The organism is candidate division WOR-3 bacterium, assembly GCA_039801245.1.
Lineage (GTDB): Bacteria > Hydrothermota > Tepidihabitantia > Tepidihabitantales > Tepidihabitantaceae > JAOABP01.
The window spans coordinates 31,182-47,187 of record JBDRUF010000006.1 but is presented as its reverse complement, the minus strand read 5'-3'; the positions used below and the strand labels follow the sequence as shown (position 1 = coordinate 47,187).

At 48.0% G+C, this 16,006-nt stretch carries 13 protein-coding genes; 9 read left to right on the top strand and 4 right to left on the bottom strand.

The annotated features are described in order from the left end of the window. From ABIK47_01790 to ABIK47_01775, 4 genes are all read right to left on the bottom strand, one after another. On the bottom strand, nt 1-964 hold a 964-nt coding region (locus ABIK47_01790), incomplete at its 3' end, for an NADP-dependent malic enzyme (protein MEO0019357.1). A 15-nt stretch (nt 965-979) separates the two neighbouring features. Further along, the gene (locus ABIK47_01785; protein ID MEO0019356.1) at nt 980-2,209 is read right to left on the bottom strand and encodes an OFA family MFS transporter; all 1,230 of its coding nucleotides are present in this window, start codon (nt 2,207-2,209) and stop codon (nt 980-982) included. Between the two features lie 75 nt (nt 2,210-2,284). Continuing rightward, entirely contained in the window at nt 2,285-4,186 is a 1,902-nt protein-coding gene (acs, locus tag ABIK47_01780; GenBank protein MEO0019355.1) for an acetate--CoA ligase, read from the bottom strand. A gap of 99 nt (nt 4,187-4,285) precedes the next feature. Beyond that, entirely contained in the window at nt 4,286-5,191 is a 906-nt protein-coding gene (locus ABIK47_01775) for a YCF48-related protein (GenBank protein MEO0019354.1), read from the bottom strand. A gap of 361 nt (nt 5,192-5,552) precedes the next feature. Here ABIK47_01775 and ABIK47_01770 point away from each other — a divergent pair, with 361 nt between their 5' ends. The 9 genes from ABIK47_01770 (at nt 5,553) to ABIK47_01730 (ending at nt 15,891) form a co-directional block, all read left to right on the top strand. Next, nucleotides 5,553-6,875 (top strand): T9SS type A sorting domain-containing protein, encoded by a 1,323-nt coding sequence (locus ABIK47_01770; GenBank protein ID MEO0019353.1) that lies wholly within the window; start codon nt 5,553-5,555, stop codon nt 6,873-6,875. Nucleotides 6,876-6,912: 37 nt separating this feature from the next. Next, a complete protein-coding gene (locus tag ABIK47_01765; GenBank protein MEO0019352.1) occupies nt 6,913-9,408 on the top strand; it encodes a T9SS type A sorting domain-containing protein in 2,496 nt (831 codons plus the stop codon). 268 nt (nt 9,409-9,676) lie between these two features. After that, on the top strand, nt 9,677-10,276 hold the full coding sequence (locus ABIK47_01760) for a GyrI-like domain-containing protein (GenBank protein MEO0019351.1): 600 nt from the start codon (nt 9,677-9,679) through the stop codon (nt 10,274-10,276). 59 nt (nt 10,277-10,335) lie between these two features. Beyond that, nucleotides 10,336-10,665 (top strand): hypothetical protein, encoded by a 330-nt coding sequence (locus ABIK47_01755; GenBank protein ID MEO0019350.1) that lies wholly within the window; start codon nt 10,336-10,338, stop codon nt 10,663-10,665. Next, nucleotides 10,656-12,863 (top strand): hypothetical protein, encoded by a 2,208-nt coding sequence (locus tag ABIK47_01750; protein MEO0019349.1) that lies wholly within the window; start codon nt 10,656-10,658, stop codon nt 12,861-12,863. Before ABIK47_01755 ends, ABIK47_01750 begins: the two co-directional genes overlap by 10 nt. Nucleotides 12,864-12,873: 10 nt before the next feature. Continuing rightward, nucleotides 12,874-13,353, top strand: coding sequence for a V-type ATP synthase subunit K (locus tag ABIK47_01745; GenBank protein MEO0019348.1), 480 nt, complete (start codon nt 12,874-12,876; stop codon nt 13,351-13,353). A gap of 2 nt (nt 13,354-13,355) precedes the next feature. After that, the gene (locus ABIK47_01740; protein MEO0019347.1) at nt 13,356-13,901 is read left to right on the top strand and encodes a V-type ATP synthase subunit E; all 546 of its coding nucleotides are present in this window, start codon (nt 13,356-13,358) and stop codon (nt 13,899-13,901) included. 910 nt (nt 13,902-14,811) lie between these two features. After that, nucleotides 14,812-15,321: a hypothetical protein gene (locus ABIK47_01735; GenBank protein ID MEO0019346.1), complete on the top strand. Its 510-nt coding sequence runs from the start codon at nt 14,812-14,814 to the stop codon at nt 15,319-15,321. A 3-nt stretch (nt 15,322-15,324) separates the two neighbouring features. Then, on the top strand, nt 15,325-15,891 hold the full coding sequence (locus tag ABIK47_01730) for a hypothetical protein (protein ID MEO0019345.1): 567 nt from the start codon (nt 15,325-15,327) through the stop codon (nt 15,889-15,891). Nucleotides 15,892-16,006: the final 115 nt, after the last annotated feature.

Here is a 16,006-nt window from a genome sequence, read left to right as displayed (position 1 = left end):
CCGCCTCAATCGCCTCCCAAGGCCAGATTTCTGGAATCGGGTTGGCACAGGCAAAGACAATCGGGTCTTTCGCCATCGTTTTAATCCATTCCGGCTTGACAATTCCTGGTCCGGGTGTTGAAAGGGCAATCAAAACATCGGCACCTCTCATCGCATCGGCAATTGTGCCCCGGACATTTTCCGCATTGGAGATTTCGCACATATGCCATTTTTCCTTGAACTGGTCCTGTAGTTCAGTTCTACCCCTGTGCAGAGTTCCTTTGGAGTCACACATAATGATATTTCCCGGTGTAACACCGCCTTTGATGATAACCCGGGCGATGGCGATGTTGGAGGCGCCGGCACCAAGCATCGCCACCTTGACCTTTTTTATGTCCTTGCCGACAATCTTTAAGGCATTGACCAGACCGGCATAGGTAACTGCTGCGGTTCCCTGCTGGTCGTCGTGCCAGACCGGGACATCCATCTCGGCACGCAGAGTGTCAAGGATTCTGAAGCATTTGGGCTGGGCGATGTCCTCAAGGTTAAATCCGCCGAAAGAGGGCTCAAGGAGCTTGGCGGTTCGGATGAATTCATCCGGATCCTTGGTGCGGATGGCGATTGGCACCGCATCAACACCGCCGAGGTATTTGAAGAGTAGCGCCTTGCCCTCCATTACCGGCATTGAGGCTTCTGGTCCGATGTCACCGAGCCCTAAGACCCTGGTGCCATCGGTTAAAACGCAGATGGTGTTTGCCCGATTGGTATGGACAAAGGAAAGGTTGACATCCTTTTGAATCTCTTTGCAGGGTGCGGCAACACCCGGGGTATACCAGATGGCAAAGTCGTTAAAGTCGCGGATGCAGCACTTTGGGGCAATTTGATACTTCCCCCGATAAAAGGGGTGAAGTTTCAAGGCATCCTCTGCTGGCTTTTTTGCCTTGGTGATTAACTGTTCTATTTCTGCCGGTGAAAGTTTTTTCATTTTATTTACTCCTTTTTATGTGGCTGGTTTTTGCCTGACGGCAGGCGGCTTGACTAAAATAATGACTACTGCCGCGGCAAGGCACAAAAGGGCGGTAATCAGAAATGCGGCGTTGTAGTTGCCGGTGATTTCCTTCATCCTTGGGGCAAAGATGTTGGACAAAAGTCCGCCAATACCGTAGGCGGTAAATACCAGACCATAATTAATCCCGGAATATTTTGTGCCATAAAAATCGGCGGTTACCGCTGGATAGATTGCGAGGTAGCCGCCAAAACTTGAGCCAACAAGGGCAATGCCAATCCAGAAGATAAAGGGAATTGACGGGATTAAGAAGTAGCCGAAAATGGCAACGGCGTTGATGAGAAACATCAAAAGCAGGGCACGGGTCCTGCCAATGGTGTCTGAGATTCTGCCCCAGAAGATTCTGCCCAGGGCGTTGAAGATGGCAAGGATGCTGACACCGAGCGCAGCGGTCTCCTTGCTGAAACGGGCAAGTTCCTGGGCAATCGGTGAGGTCTGACCGATAATCATCAGACCGGCAGCGCAGCCGGCAAAATAGGTGAGCCAGATGAGCCAGAACTGAGCGGTTTTAAGCATCTGTCCGGCAGAGAAATCGGTGCGCACTGTTGTTCCGGCTGCGGGCTGAGGTGGGTTCCAGCCTAAAGGTTTGTAGCCTGATGGTGGGTTGCGGAGAATCAAAGCGCCGATGAAGATCAGGATAAGATAGGCGATACCGAGATAACGGAAGGTGGCAAATACGCCAGTAGAGTCAATCATTGCGCGGGCAAGGGGTCCAACAATCAGGGCCCCGGCACCGAATCCAGCAACAGCAAGCCCGGTAATCAAGCCGCGTTTGTCCGGAAACCATTTGACACCGGCAGATATCGGGCAGACATAGGCGAAGCCGATACCAATTCCAGAGATAACACCATAGGCGATGACAAGCATTGCGATGTTTTGGGCAAAACTGGCAAGAATCATTCCCAGGGCAAGGAGAAAGCCACCGATGATGGCAACGATACGGGGTCCAAACCGGTCCTGGAGCCTGCCGCCAATAACTGTGGCAAGGGCAAAGAAGACCAAAACAAAGGAGAAGGGCAGGGAAGCCTGGGTGGAGGTTATGTTCAAGGTGGATTCAAGCGGTTTGCGGAAGACGCTCCAGGCATAGATTGCACCAAGACATAACTGGATTAAAAGGGCGCCGACAACAATCAGCCAGCGATTGAACATCTTGTTTTCGCTCACAGTGAGCCTCCTTTTATGATAAAATTACATTAGCAGGGGTGCCATAGTGTTTGCTGGCACCCCTGCCTTTTTGATTTACTCATCAAGGGTTGAGATGTCGCCGATGGGCTTGCCCAATGCCTCGGCTTTTAGAAGTCGGCGCATTATCTTGCCGGAACGGGTCTTGGGTAGTTTGTCTCTGAATTCGATTGACTCTGGTCGGGCAATTGGACCAATTTCTTGAGAGACCCATTTCTTCAGTTCTTCAACCAAAGCCTCGCTGGGCTGGAAACCAACCTTGAGCGTAACATAGGCTTTGGGCACATCACCCTTGACCTCATCAGGGATACCGATGACCGCTGCCTCAGCAACAGCAGGATGGGCAACCAAGGCAGATTCAATCTCGGCGGTGCCGAGCCGGTGTCCAGCCACATTAAGGACTTCGTCTGCTCTCCCTCTGAACCAGAAATAACCGTCCTCGTCTCTTGTGCAGGAGTCACCAGTAAGATATTTTCCAGGGAAGCGTGACCAGTACGCCTGAACATAGCGGTCGGGGTCTTTGTAAAGGGTGCGGAGCATTGCTGGCCAGGGACGAAGGATGACAGCAAAACCGTTCTCATTAGGCTTTATCGGCTTACCTTCAGAGGAGACAACATCAGCAGCAAAGCCGGGGAGAGGGAGGGTTGCTGAGCCTGGTTTTAGCGGTGTGATGGGCAGAGGCGAAATCACAAAGGTTCCGGTTTCGGTCTGCCACCAGGTGTCCATAATCTGAAGTTTGTCACCGCCGATGTTTTTGCGGTACCAGCGCCAGGCTTCAGGGTTGATAGGTTCGCCCACCGAGCCTAAAAGACGGAGAGATGTGAGGTTGTGCTTTGCCGGATACTCCTCGCCAAAGCGCATAAACATTCTGATTGCGGTTGGCGATGTATAAAGGATTGTTACCTTTTCCTTTTCAATGATTGACCACCAGCGGTCAGGTGCAGGATAGTCGGGTGCACCCTCGTAAAGTATGGAGGTGGCACCAAGCATAAGTGGCGCGTAAACGATATAGGAGTGTCCGGTTACCCAGCCGATATCAGCCGCACACCAGTAAATGTCGTTGGGCTTGATGTCAAACACAAATTTAAGGGTTGTGTAGGTGCCAACCGCATAACCACCATGGACATGGACAACACCCTTGGGTTTACCGGTTGTGCCTGAGGTGTAGAGGATGTAAAGGATGTCTTCAGAGTCCATCTGTTCGGTTGGACATTCAGACGGTTCTTTTTCGGTCAGTTCGTGCCACCAGAGGTCTCTGCCGGGTTTCATCTCAACCGGATTGCCCGCCCGTTTGAAAACAATGCAATGCTCTATTGAAGGGCATTCAGCAAGTGCCGGGTCGGCATTTGCCTTCAGGGTTACCAGTTTGCCCCGGCGATAGGCACCATCCGCGGTTATTAAGACCTTAGCCTCAGCATCCTGAATCCGGTCACGCAGGGATGCGGATGAGAAACCGGAGAAAACCACCGAGTGAATTGCACCAATCTTGGCGCAGGCGAGCATCGCGATAGGTAACTGGGGGATCATCGGCAAAAATATGGTTACCCGGTCGCCCTTTTTCACACCGAGACTTTTTAAGGCATTTGCCAGTTTGTTTGTCTCCTGATAAAGCCTCTGATAGGTCCATCTTTCAACTTCACCGGGTTCAGAGTGATAAATATAGGCGACCTTGTCCTTAACATCAGTCTTCATATGCCGGTCAAGGCAGTTGTGGGCGATGTTGAAAAGACCGCCGATGAACCATTTGTAAAAGGGCGCCTGGGATTCATCCAGCACCTTATTCCAAGGTTTGAACCATTCCAGTTCCTTTGCCATTTCGCCCCAGTACCACTCCAAGTCTTTTGCGCGGTTAAGAAGTTCGTCGAGCGTTTTAATGTTATGCCTTTTCATAAAAGCCATAATGTTGGAGTTTTCTACTAACTCCGCTGACGGCTCATAAAACTTTGGCTCATCTGCCATTTTCTTTCCTCCTTTGTATTTTTATGTTACTAAATAACAAACTGGAATTTTTAGTATATTACAAAGACAAGCAATGTCAAGCGAATTTTAGGGATTTTTTTAATCTTTGATGATTGCTGGAGCCCAGGTGTAGCCACCGTTATTGCTCAAAAGTAGGGTGTGTTCATCACCGCCGATGATGCCAATAATTCCGTCGGCAAAGAAGCGGATGCTGAAAAGGTCCTTTTCGGTACCGGGGTCAATTTTCTCCCAGGTGTTACCGCCATCAAGGGTGTGAATCACAGTTCCTTTTGCCCCGACACAGAAGCCCGCCATTGTATCATGCCGGATATCAAGTGAGTAAAGTGGCGGGACGAAAAACTCAATCGGTAAGGGACGCCAGACCTCACCGCCATCAGGGGTAAAGAAGACCCTGCCCAGGGTTGTGGTCATAAATCCGACGAGGTCATCAGCAGGAAAATGGACAGCGGTAAAATGGGTGTTGGCGGTAAGTTCGGCAACATTTTCTGCCTGGGAGAACCAGATTGAGCCCCCGGTTGTTGTCTTTAACACCGTGCCATTCAAACCGACCGCATAGCCGGTGATGACATCAGCGGGAAAATGGACATCCATAATCTTTTCCTCGGTGGCGGTGATTAATCTCTCCCAGGTGGTACCACTGTCGGTGGTTCGCAGAACCGTTCCTTTATCACCGGCAACAAAGCCAATTTCAGGTGAAACTGGAAATTTTATCGCCCTTAGGTCAACATCGGTTCCAGAATCAAGCACCTGCCAAGTTCTGCCTTCATTTTCGGTTTTGAGGATGATGCCCCTGTCACCACAGGCATAGCCAATAACCGCCTGTCCCGGAAAGCAGACGCTATAGAGGTTAACCTGAACAGGCACAGATAGTTTCTCCCAAGTGGCACCGGCATCGGTGCTCTTAAGAAGCGTGCCGTTATCACCCGCTGCATAGGCGATAAATGTGTCTTCAAGAGTAAAGATGGAGTTTATCCGATTCGGCATCGGTTTATTATACAGATAATAATTCCTTTGTCAACAAGCGACCGGGTTGTGACGATTTAGGAAAAGTTAAGATACCTATGCGACATTAGGGGTTAGGGGTTATTTATGGAAATCAAGCGGTTTTTGGTAACATCCGTGGCACAGGTGGCAAATTGAATTATACATCTGCTTGACACGAGGCTGAATTGTAGTATGATTAGTTATGCGGCAGGGTGTCTAACTCTCCACTATATAAGGAAAAAGGAGGCTAAGATGAAACACCTCATAATCAAAGGGTTTTTAATGCTTTCTCTCCCCTTGGTAGCCACAGGAGGAGAATGGGCTTATTTTAATACCCCCCTACCCATACAATCGAACCGGGATGGGGAGCGCTTTAACCTACGGACATAGACCCGGCGAACCATATGGCAAACTTTTCCTTCTGGTAGACTCTTGCAATAGAGCTCCTTATGGCTTTTTCTGGGCGTATGCTGGTTTTGGAGGAACAATAGTTTGGCACCAATTACCAGGTCCACCCCGTGAAATAGCACCCTGTCATGATGCCTCCATCTGCTATTTCTTCAACCCGTATACTAACCCACCTGAGGAAAAGGTCCTTGCCGTTTTTGGTGGCAGAAATGAACTCTGGGCTTTTGATGTTCCAACGCAAACCTGGAGCAAGGAAACATTTATCCCTGGAGAGGTTCCAATAGGTGCGGGTGGGAGTTTGAAATTCGGGGGCTTTGCAATGGTCCCTGGGTGGCCGGTCACCAAGTTTTATCTAATAAAAGGAGGCGGAAGTCCTGAATTTGGGGTCTATAACCGGGTTTACGGAGGTCAGGGGTCAATCAAGTCACCGCCACCGATTCCCGTATGGCAACTCTTACCCCCGTTCACCACTAATGAACCAGGGTATACGGATACCTGCTTTTATGAGGGTGCAGACTTGGCGATGTGGCCACCTGTTCCTTATTTAACACTTTCACCTACACATATCTATGCGATGCAGGGCTACTCTTGGATGTCAAATACTGGTAGGCGCTTCAGCAGATATGAAATTTCCAGTATGACCTGGGAGGCACGCGATAATCTAATCCGCCCAGGAGCAGGTATTGGTGGCGCCTTGGTTTCTCACGACACCTGGGGAAACCTGACGCAAGAACCTACTGCAGAAAGGGCTTCCATCCTTCACTGTTTTCACGGTGGCTACGATAATGTGTTTAACTGTTATGATGTCCCTGACAATTGGTCGCCTGATGGTGAAGACCCGCCTTACATTGTTGCCTATGGCTCAGACCTTGTTTTTGGCGCCTACTGGTATTCCCAAAACCCCTCCGATTCCCTGCCCGGTATCTGGGCGTCTTTCGGCTACAACAATGACCGCATCGGCTTTTATACTGAATTTCCCACTGAACTAAAGGGCAGCCAACCCTCTTCCTCGTTACTCACCCCGGCTAAAACCTTTATCGCCTTGCCCAATCCGGCACAAAGAAGTGCCTCCTTCCAGATTCTTGGAGCCCCTCACAATATCATCCTAAAAATCTATTCTGAAAACGGCACACTTGTCAACCAGTTGAAGCTTGAGAACGGCAAGTGCATGTGGAATTTGAAGGACTTTGAGGGCAAAAAAGTTCCTGCTGGTGTCTATTTCTACAGAATCAAGATAAATGCCGCAGAAACAGGCGGCAAGTTGATAGTAAAGTAAAAAATATGACACCCTGCCGCAGGATTGGAGGTGAAATATGAAAAATACAATCCTTTTCCTTGCTGTCGGGATTTTGCTTGCCGGTCCAGCCCAGTCCCAATTCCTTGACACTCTTTATATTCCTGACACCTTAGGCGGCTGCGGCGAGTTCGACGACATCTTATTTAATCCGGTTATGAACAGGCTTTATATCATCTCACACAACAACGCGGTGGTCTTAGATTGTGCAACAAAAACGAGGTTAAAACCGCTCCGCAACATCACCGGACCTGTTATCTTCAATCCCGATAACAACTCCCTATATATGGGTTCGATAGTTCTTCCTTCTGATACGGCAGTAAATTTATATGTTATCAACTGCTCCACTCAGGCAATAGTTGATACCATCACCCTTCCCACCGGTGGATTGCGACCCCGGTCCGGTAGTAATGTCCGACTTAACATCAGCATTCCCGCCAATAAAATTTACTGCACCGTGTGGTTTTACGAGAGTGAGCCTGTTACCTATGTGATAGACTGCCGAAATAACGAGGTGATAAAGGAAATGCCGGGGTTGCACTGGAGAACCGTATTTCATTCTCTCCGTAGTTGCGCCTACATCTGCACTCAAACAGCAATATATTATTTTGACTGCACCAATGACACAATTACCGACTCAATCAGCGCCCCGCCCAATCTTGGTTATCAGAATATTTCTCTCTCATCGGAAAGTGAACGGCTGTTTGCAACTGCTACTTCATCCCAGACCACACAAATCGAGATTATTGACTGTCTTACCAATCAGGTTCTCGGTGAGCTGCAACTGCCAACGGGGTGTTGGTGGCTTGTTCATAACACCTCCGCCAATAAATTGTATGCGGGTGTGCCATCCCACTGGCCCAATGATTTGATATATATCATCGACTTAAATACAGTCCAACTTACCGATTCCCTCCTGTTTCCACGATCCAGTTTGCGTGACCTGTTTTACAATCCCAATACCGACCATCTTTATACAATTTCGTTAAATCCGGAACCGCCACCTATAGCCTGGGTCAGGGTGTTTGACGGCGAAACAAACTCATTGATTGAAGAAATCCCGGTTCCGGGTCATTTAAATGGCGGTTATATTTTCCACCCAACTGCGAACAGACTGTATCTGAATGATGGAACCAATCTCTTTATCATTGACTGCAACCGGCGACAGCTGGAAACCTGTTTGAAAATCGGTTATATAAATAGCCACATAATGTGGCAACCGGTTACCAACCGTCTCTACATCAACGACATCTACGGGGACTCATTCTCCTCAATCCTTACTGTCTATGATGCCAGCACCAACCTTCCTTTAAAAGTTGTTGACCTTTCGTCCCGTGTTCCAAGTGAAGAATGGTTCTTCCATTTCACCACCGCCACCCGTGAGAATAAAATCTACCTGACCTCAGCTCAATACCGCGGGGTATATGTGTTAGATGGTGAAACTGATTCACTCATCAATTTCATCCCTGGTTATATCGGCGGGCACTATCTCCTCTACAGTTCTCGAAGGAACAAGTTGTATACCATTCCCTTCAGTGAGCTCATGCGCAACTACTACATCTATATCATTGATTGCGAGAATGATGAGATAAAAAATGTAATTGATGTTGGTGAAAGCGGCGATGGCTATGTCAATCCTTATACCGACAAGGTCTATGCTGCCATTACCTATATGCCCTCAGGGTTAAAAACCTTCATAATAGATGGCGAAGGTGATACAGTGATAAAGGTAATTGATTCCATTGGCAGACCCCTTGCCTTTCGCAATAAGGGCGACATCCATCAAATATATATGGGCTGTCCTTACCAGGACCGGGTTTATGTCCTTGATGCCAAAGCTGACACGGTGATCGACTCGGTTATGGATGTGCCTATTACCAGTGAGCCCTTCTTCTATTATGACTCAATTGACGACCGGATTTACTATCCTCATTCTTCTGGTGGTATCATTGTCATTGATTGCGCTGCAAATCAGATAATGGACACGATTCTCTTTTGTGGAATTAGGTATGGACATTTCTTAGAAGAATGCTTATGGAATCCGATCAGCGACCGATTCTACCTCCCCAATTATGACACCTCATTAACTCAGACCCGCAACCCGATGATTATGGTAATTGACTGTCGGACAAACACAATTATTGACTCCTTTTATTCGCCAATCAAGCCAGAGATAATGCAATGGAATTATATAAACAATGTGGTTTATATTAACGACTATCGGTATGCGCGGGTGGTGGCGGTAAAGGACAATCTGATTGGGGTTCAGGATAAACCCGCAAATGAAACCAAGCCCAAGATGGTGCTGATTTCACCTTCAGTTGGCAGCCGCTTTATCGTGCAACAGCGGGCAAAAGGCGAAATAAAAATAGTTGATGCCTGTGGCAGAATTGTGAAAAACCTCAAGCCAAATCAGAACACCCTTGATGCCCGCAACCTCGCACCGGGAATATACTTTGCCACAATAGAAGAACATAGCCGCACCCTGGTCCAGAAGTTTACCGTCATCAGATGAAAAGTTAGCCAAGATTCTCCTTGGATGTGTCTGCGGTTTTCTTTCTTTACTTAATGCTGACATTGAGATAGTTTGACTGGTAATTTTTTGAAATCCAAGAAGGCAATTTTTAAAACTGGATAGGGTTTATCATAAGAGACCTGATTATACGAACTTCAAAACCAAAATGTCGCCAATGTATTTGACTTATACAATTTCTTGACAGAGGAGGGGATGGGTTTATAATCGTAAGCCCGATTATAATCAATGTAATCTGAAAGGAGAAGTAATGCTCAATAAAAGTTGGAAAATAGTGTTTGTCTTCGCTGTGGTAGTGTTCTTAATCAGTTGTGGCGCAAAAGAGGAAAAGGCAAAGCCGGTAGAGCAGTTTGCTGTTAAGTTAGAGACCTTGCCGGCAATGACAGTTGCCACTTTGAACAGGACCGGACCATATTCTGAAGTCAAGCAGGCAATGGCCGATTTAATGACCTGGCTTGAGGCAAATAAGGTAACACCTGCTGGTCAACCATTTACACTTTACTACGATTCACCAGCAGATGTGTCACCGGAAAGTTGCAGTTGGGCGGTGTGCGTGCCTGTGCCTCCTGAGACCAAGGGGGATGAGAAGTCAGGAATAGATATTACCGCGCTCGGACCGATAACTGTTGCCTTTACCATTCATACCGGCGGGTTGGAAAAAATCTCTGAAACCTATGACAAACTAACCAACTGGATTGATGAACAGGATTTGGTGATTGCTGGTCCGGCGGTTGAATTTTACTTGAGCGGCGGGGAGGTGCCCTCAGAGTCAATCAAGGTTAAGGCTGGTTTTGTTGTCCAGCCGGTGCCTGATGAAGAGGGTGATAAGGAAGAGACAGGCGGTAGTTGATGCAGGTAAGGCAGTTCCTGGTTCAGGACTGAGAAATGGTGTGCTGAGAGGTTGGTTTTATGGCGATAGAGGAGCTGGATGTCATAAAGGAGATTAAGGCGGCAGAGGCGCAGGCGAAGATGCTGATTACTGCTGCCGAACAAAAGAAGATTGAAGCGGTTGAACAGGCTCAGGTTAAGGCTAAGGTGGAGATTGAGGGACTGCGCGAGCGTTTGCAAAGGGAGTTTAATGAGGCATTGGCAAAGGCAGAAATTGAGGCAAAGAATCTCTTTTCCCAGATAGTTGAAGATGCTAAAAAACAGGCACAGGTTTTGGAGAATATTCCTGAACAGCGGCTGCATCAGGCGGTAGCAATGCTAATGAGAAGGATGCTGGAGAAGTGGCAATAGATCGGGTAAGCAAGGCGGTTATTGCGGTCCACATTGATGGTAAGGATGAGTTTCTTTCAAGGTTACAGCGGTTAGGGGTGTTTCATATCACCAAGACCGTTCAGGCAGAAACCGAGGAAAGGGGTGAGAGGCTCAAGCAGTTGTTGAGTACGATTGAGGTGTTAAGCGCTGCTGCGGGAAGGAAGGTGGCACCAAAGGTTACAATTTCCCGGAGTGAATACGAGGCGATTGCGAGAGGTTATGACCCCAAGGAACATCTATTAAAGATAGAGCGGCTGAGCGCAAAAAGGGGCGAACTTGAGAACCGTCTGAAAAATATCGATGATGAAATTAAGCGGCTGAGGCCTTGGGTATCATTACAATACGCACCTGGAGAACTGGAGAGGATTGCGGGGGTAAAGGTGGTTTTTGGCAGGGTGTCCGATCACGACCGATATGAGATTGTGCGCACAGGGTTAGAGGGTAAGCCGGCAAGCCTCCAGAAAATAAGTGAGGGTGATGGCGGGATTTATGCGTTAGTGGCGTTCGTTAGTGAGTATGCCGAGGAGATAGGCGCGGTTTTGGCACAGGGACAATGGGAGCATATTGACCTGAAGGGGATTGGTGCAAAGCCGGCTGAGATAATAGCGAAAATTGAGCAGGAGCAACGCCAGATTATGCAGGATCTCGCCGAGGTTGAGAAGGAAATCAGGCGCCTGACAGAGGAGTTGCCAAAACTGAAGGTAAAGGCGGATGCGCTTTTGAACGAGGAGAAAAGAAGAGAGGTTGAGGCAAATTTTGTTAAGAGTTATGCTGTTTTTCTGATTTACGGCTGGATAAGGGATAGGGACATCAAAAGGTTGCAAAGACTGATTGATGATTTCGGGTTGGCAGCATTTGTCCCCATTGAGCCTGAGCCTGATGAAAAGCCACCGGTTGCCCTTATCAATCGCCGGCTCTGGCGACCGTTTGAACTGGTCTTGGAGTTGTATCAGTTGCCTTTGCCTGAGGAGATGGACCCGACCTGGCTGATCGCCCCATTTTTCGGGATATTCTTTGCATTGTGTTTGACCGATGCCGGTTATGGCATTGTCCTGGCGATTATCACCTTTCTTTTGATGAGGAAAATGGGTATGAGCAATAAACTTTTGGGTATTGTCCTTATCGGCGCAATTCTGACCATCCCTGCCGGAGCAATGGTCGGCGGTTGGTTTGGTGACATCCCTGACCGTTTGGGTATTAGCTGGCTTGCCGCTTTTAAAAACCGGCTTTTGTGGTTTGACCCGATGAAGGAGCCGATGAAGTTTTTTATACTTTCCATTGCCTTGGGTTTTTGCCAGTTGATTGCCGGTATTGGGTTTGAGATTGCGGACTGCCTGCGGGTAAAAAGATTTGATGAGGCGCTTTTGGGGCAGTTGCCCTGGTTTGTTCTTTTAAATGGGCTGGCGGTTCGGCTGGTTTTTGGGAAAATGCTTTCTGAGCAGGTGAACGCTTTCCTCTTAGTCCTGATTTTGTTTGCGATTGCGGCAATAGTTGTTTTCACGCGCAGAGAAAGGGAGACGATGGTTTCCCAGTGGCTATGGTTCGGGCTTTTGGGCACAATTCTCGTATTTTTCGCTGCAAGGCTGGGTTGGCTACCGTCTGAGTTCGGTTTTGCCCGCTGGGCGGTTTTGGCGGTGTTTTTAACAATGATGGGATATGCGGTATTTACCGTATTTGAGAAAAAGGGCTGGACACCGATAAGGCTTACCCTGGGTATTGCCACCCTTATTGGTATTGTGCTTTATTTTTTAAGGATTTTGCCAGCATTTGTTCCCGGTGTCTTGGGCACAGTTTTCTATTTTCTCTGTCCAAGCGGGCAGAGGCTTTTGAAGAAGTTCATCTGGGGTGGCTATGCCCTTTACGGTGCTACCAGTTATCTTGGGGTCCTGTTATCCTATATCCGGCTGATGGCTTTGGGGATGTGCACCGGCGGTGTGGCGATGGCAATCAATGTTATCGCCTGGATGTTGCTGCCCATACCTGTTATCGGTGTTCTTCTTGCGCTGGTTGTTTTAGTGATTGGGCATACCTATAATATTGCTGTGAATGTTTTGGGAGCGTTTGTCCATTCATTAAGGCTGCAGTATGTTGAGTTTTTCCCCCGTTTTTATACCGGCGGGGGTGAGCCGTTTCAACCTTTTAAAGAGGTTAATCAGTTTGTTTCATTGAAATCATAAGGAGGAGTTAATGGTTGACCCATTTGGTCTGGCAATAGCACTTTTAGGATGCGTGGTAGCGGCATTGGTAGCGGGAATCGGTTCGGCATTGGGGGTGCGCATGGTTGCCGAGGTTGCAAGCGGGGTTATGGCTGAGGACCCGAAGAAGTTCGGCAACCTGTTTATCCTTGTCGCCCTTCCCGGCACCCAGGGTTTCTACGGGTTTCTTGGTGCCTTTTTGGCGATTATGAAACTTGGTCTTTTGGGCGAACTGATGCCGATAACCTTTGGTCAGGGTGTGCAGATGTTTGCCGCCTGTCTGCCTGTGGGAATTGCCGGGTTGATAACCGCCATTTTGCAGGGAAAGGTGTGTGCAGCAGGCGCAGAACTGGTGGCAAAGCGTCCGAGCGAGGCAACCAAGGCGGTGATATTCGGTGCGCTGGTTGAGACCTATGCGGTCCTTGGTCTGTTAGCAACGATATTTCTGCAGATGGGCGTGAAACTGGGTTAAAAGTGGGCACAAAGGAACTGGTTGACAAAATCCTTGCGGACGCGCGCGAAAGGGTTGCGGCCATTGATGCCGAAAGGGAAAAGGAGATAAAAGAGATTGAGGAGCGGTTAAAGCAGACCGAGGAGAGGCTGATAAGGGAGCAAAGGGAAAGGGTTGAAAAACGGGTCGGGGTGATTCTGGAAAACGCCAAAAGCAAGGCGCGTCTGGAGGCAAAAAAGATTCTCCTTGAGGCGAAATGGCGGGTGATTGAAAAGATTTGTGAAAGGGCAAGGGATGCCATTCTCAAAAACCCGGAATATGTAGCGATTCTGAAAAGGTTGTTGGAGAAATATGCTGGAGCGGATGCAACCGTGCACCTTTCTGAAAACGATAGGGCGAGGTTCGGTTCACAACTTGGGACAAAATTGGGTGAGCCGGTGCCAATTTCAGGAGGCGCGATTATCCGTAAAGGCAAAGAGGAGATTGACCTTTCGCTTGACAGTATCTTGAATTTAGCAAAAGAAGAGCTGATAACAGAACTGGCGCAGACCCTGTTTCCTGAAGGCTAAAAGCAGTTAATAGCCTCATTATATAATACGCAAAAATGGTAAAATGTGCCAAAATCCCGGTCAGTGACCAGCCCAGGGGTCGTCCCGGGGACAGTCCCCTCCACCATCCCCCTTATTATCTCCTTTACCCCTTACCATTAAGCCCTTAAGAGCATATCCTTATGCCTGGCTATGGCTGCCCTTTAGAGCCTTTTCTCTCTTATACTCAGGGCGATTTCTTAATCCCCATCCAAATCCGCCTGTCAGGCTCTATCTAAGGTTATCTCCTGAGTTCTATCCCGAACACCCCGTAAGACGGTCTTAAAGGCTATTACCAAGGCTATTCCTGTTTCTGTTCTCAATACAATTAGCGGCTCTCTGGTTGTAGAACCTCGGTGATTTTTCCGTCCGTTGGTCTCCGGTCTTCGGTCTTGTGCAGGAGGAATCACTTTATATTTTCTCCTTGACAGAATGCTGTAAGGGGTATAATGAAAATATACATCAAAAAGGGAGTGATACGAGAAAAAGGAGCTGTTTGTCAAAGGGTATTCTGACCGGGCTGATATTGTTGCTCTCAGGTAGTTGTTTGTTTGAGAAAGAACCTTATTTCACAAACCCCAATTTTGAGCTCCTTTTGAGGAATGAAAAACACCGCTTCATTAACCCGATTCTATCGCCAGACGGTAACTTGCTATACTACATAGATGATACAAGATCCGACCCTCGCACAAACCCTACGGAACTGAAAGGCGGTATTTATGTTTATTCGTTTTCCGATAGAAATCAAAGACTGCTGTATGAGGGAACGGTGTCTGATATAGACCTCTCCCCGGACGGGACTAAACTACTTGCGGGTTTCAGGGATCAGTATTATCCCTCTCTTTATTCTTATGTTCTCCTGATTGATACCTCAGGCAATGTATTGGATTCTATGTCAGTAAATTACGATGACATCTCATTCAATGCCGCGGGGGATGGGATGATATTCAGCCGAATAGAGTGGAATGAACTCTACCGGGCATTTCACACCTACTTCTACCTCAAACGGTTTGGTAATGATACCGGCACAACCGCCATTTATGCGATTCCATCGGGAGACTGCCGTTTTGATGTATTTGATGGTGACTCAATCTATGCACGCGGAGGTGTGTGGGCCCCTAAATCCCCAGCGGTAAATCCCTGTGATTACCGATGGGCGATTTTTCCAATTCATGTAAAATCCTTTATAAGTTACAGCTGGGTTTGGAGAATTCACGACCGCTCAGCGGATACGGTCTTTTACTGGGAGTCAGGTCAACCTTATCGGCTGGGGAGTGTTGGTTGGCCTAACTGGAGTAGGGATGGCAAGGACATAGTGTTTTCAGCATGGGGGCAACCGAGCACTATTGAGATATGGCGGCTTAAAAATGCCTTACAGGAACTTCAAAAAGAAAGGAGGTGAAGGATGCTGAAAATTGTATTTATCACAATTTTTAGCACTGTGCTCTGCGCAGGTGCGGAACCAAGTGACACGCTGCCTGTCCTTTACACCGGGCTTGATGTTATTAGTGGAATTCCGAAGACTGGGGATACCTTCACTTTGCAATTCAAGGGGCTCGCATTCTTTGACCTCGGCTCGGTCAGGATTTTTGTTGAAGTTCCTTCCGGAATGAGGGCATTGGACAGCACTATGTTTGAACGGACTATTCAAGCAAATGATACCGTTATTTGTGATATGCAACTGATAGTTGAGAGCGCAGGACCTTATATGGTTACAGTTCATACACTATTGAGCCAGTCTGACACTGTAAGTCTTTGGCAGCATTGGATGAGCCATTTCTACATCCTGAGCGACGAGGACAGCGCGATGTGGGCACAGGTGCCTATTCAAGGGGTTGATTGCTATAACACCCAGGCTGAGTTTCTGGAAACTTCTGGATCCGGTCCAACAGCAGAGTACTGTGTTGTGTCAGGGCAATTCACCTATCAGATTCCGGGATTTTTCCACCTGGACAACACCATAAAAGAATAACATTTTGAGGAAATCTTTTCCCCTCCTTCCTCTTCCTGAGAGATATATAATATAAAGTCAGGGTGTCATTCCGAGCGCAGCCGAGGAATCCCTTGATATTTTCTCCTTGACAGAA

What these genes read in the sequence shown, in the direction of transcription:
- acs (MEO0019355.1), bottom strand. Translation starts at nt 4,186, where the DNA reads ATGGCAGATGAGCCAAAGTTTTATGAGCCGTCAGCGGAGTTAGTAGAA.
- ABIK47_01775 (MEO0019354.1), bottom strand. Translation starts at nt 5,191, where the DNA reads ATGCCGAATCGGATAAACTCCATCTTTACTCTTGAAGACACATTTATC.
- ABIK47_01770 (MEO0019353.1), top strand. Translation starts at nt 5,553, where the DNA reads ATGGGGAGCGCTTTAACCTACGGACATAGACCCGGCGAACCATATGGC.
- ABIK47_01765 (MEO0019352.1), top strand. Translation starts at nt 6,913, where the DNA reads ATGAAAAATACAATCCTTTTCCTTGCTGTCGGGATTTTGCTTGCCGGT.
- ABIK47_01760 (MEO0019351.1), top strand. Translation starts at nt 9,677, where the DNA reads ATGCTCAATAAAAGTTGGAAAATAGTGTTTGTCTTCGCTGTGGTAGTG.
- ABIK47_01755 (MEO0019350.1), top strand. Translation starts at nt 10,336, where the DNA reads ATGGCGATAGAGGAGCTGGATGTCATAAAGGAGATTAAGGCGGCAGAG.
- ABIK47_01745 (MEO0019348.1), top strand. Translation starts at nt 12,874, where the DNA reads ATGGTTGACCCATTTGGTCTGGCAATAGCACTTTTAGGATGCGTGGTA.
- ABIK47_01735 (MEO0019346.1), top strand. Translation starts at nt 14,812, where the DNA reads ATGTCAGTAAATTACGATGACATCTCATTCAATGCCGCGGGGGATGGG.
- ABIK47_01730 (MEO0019345.1), top strand. Translation starts at nt 15,325, where the DNA reads ATGCTGAAAATTGTATTTATCACAATTTTTAGCACTGTGCTCTGCGCA.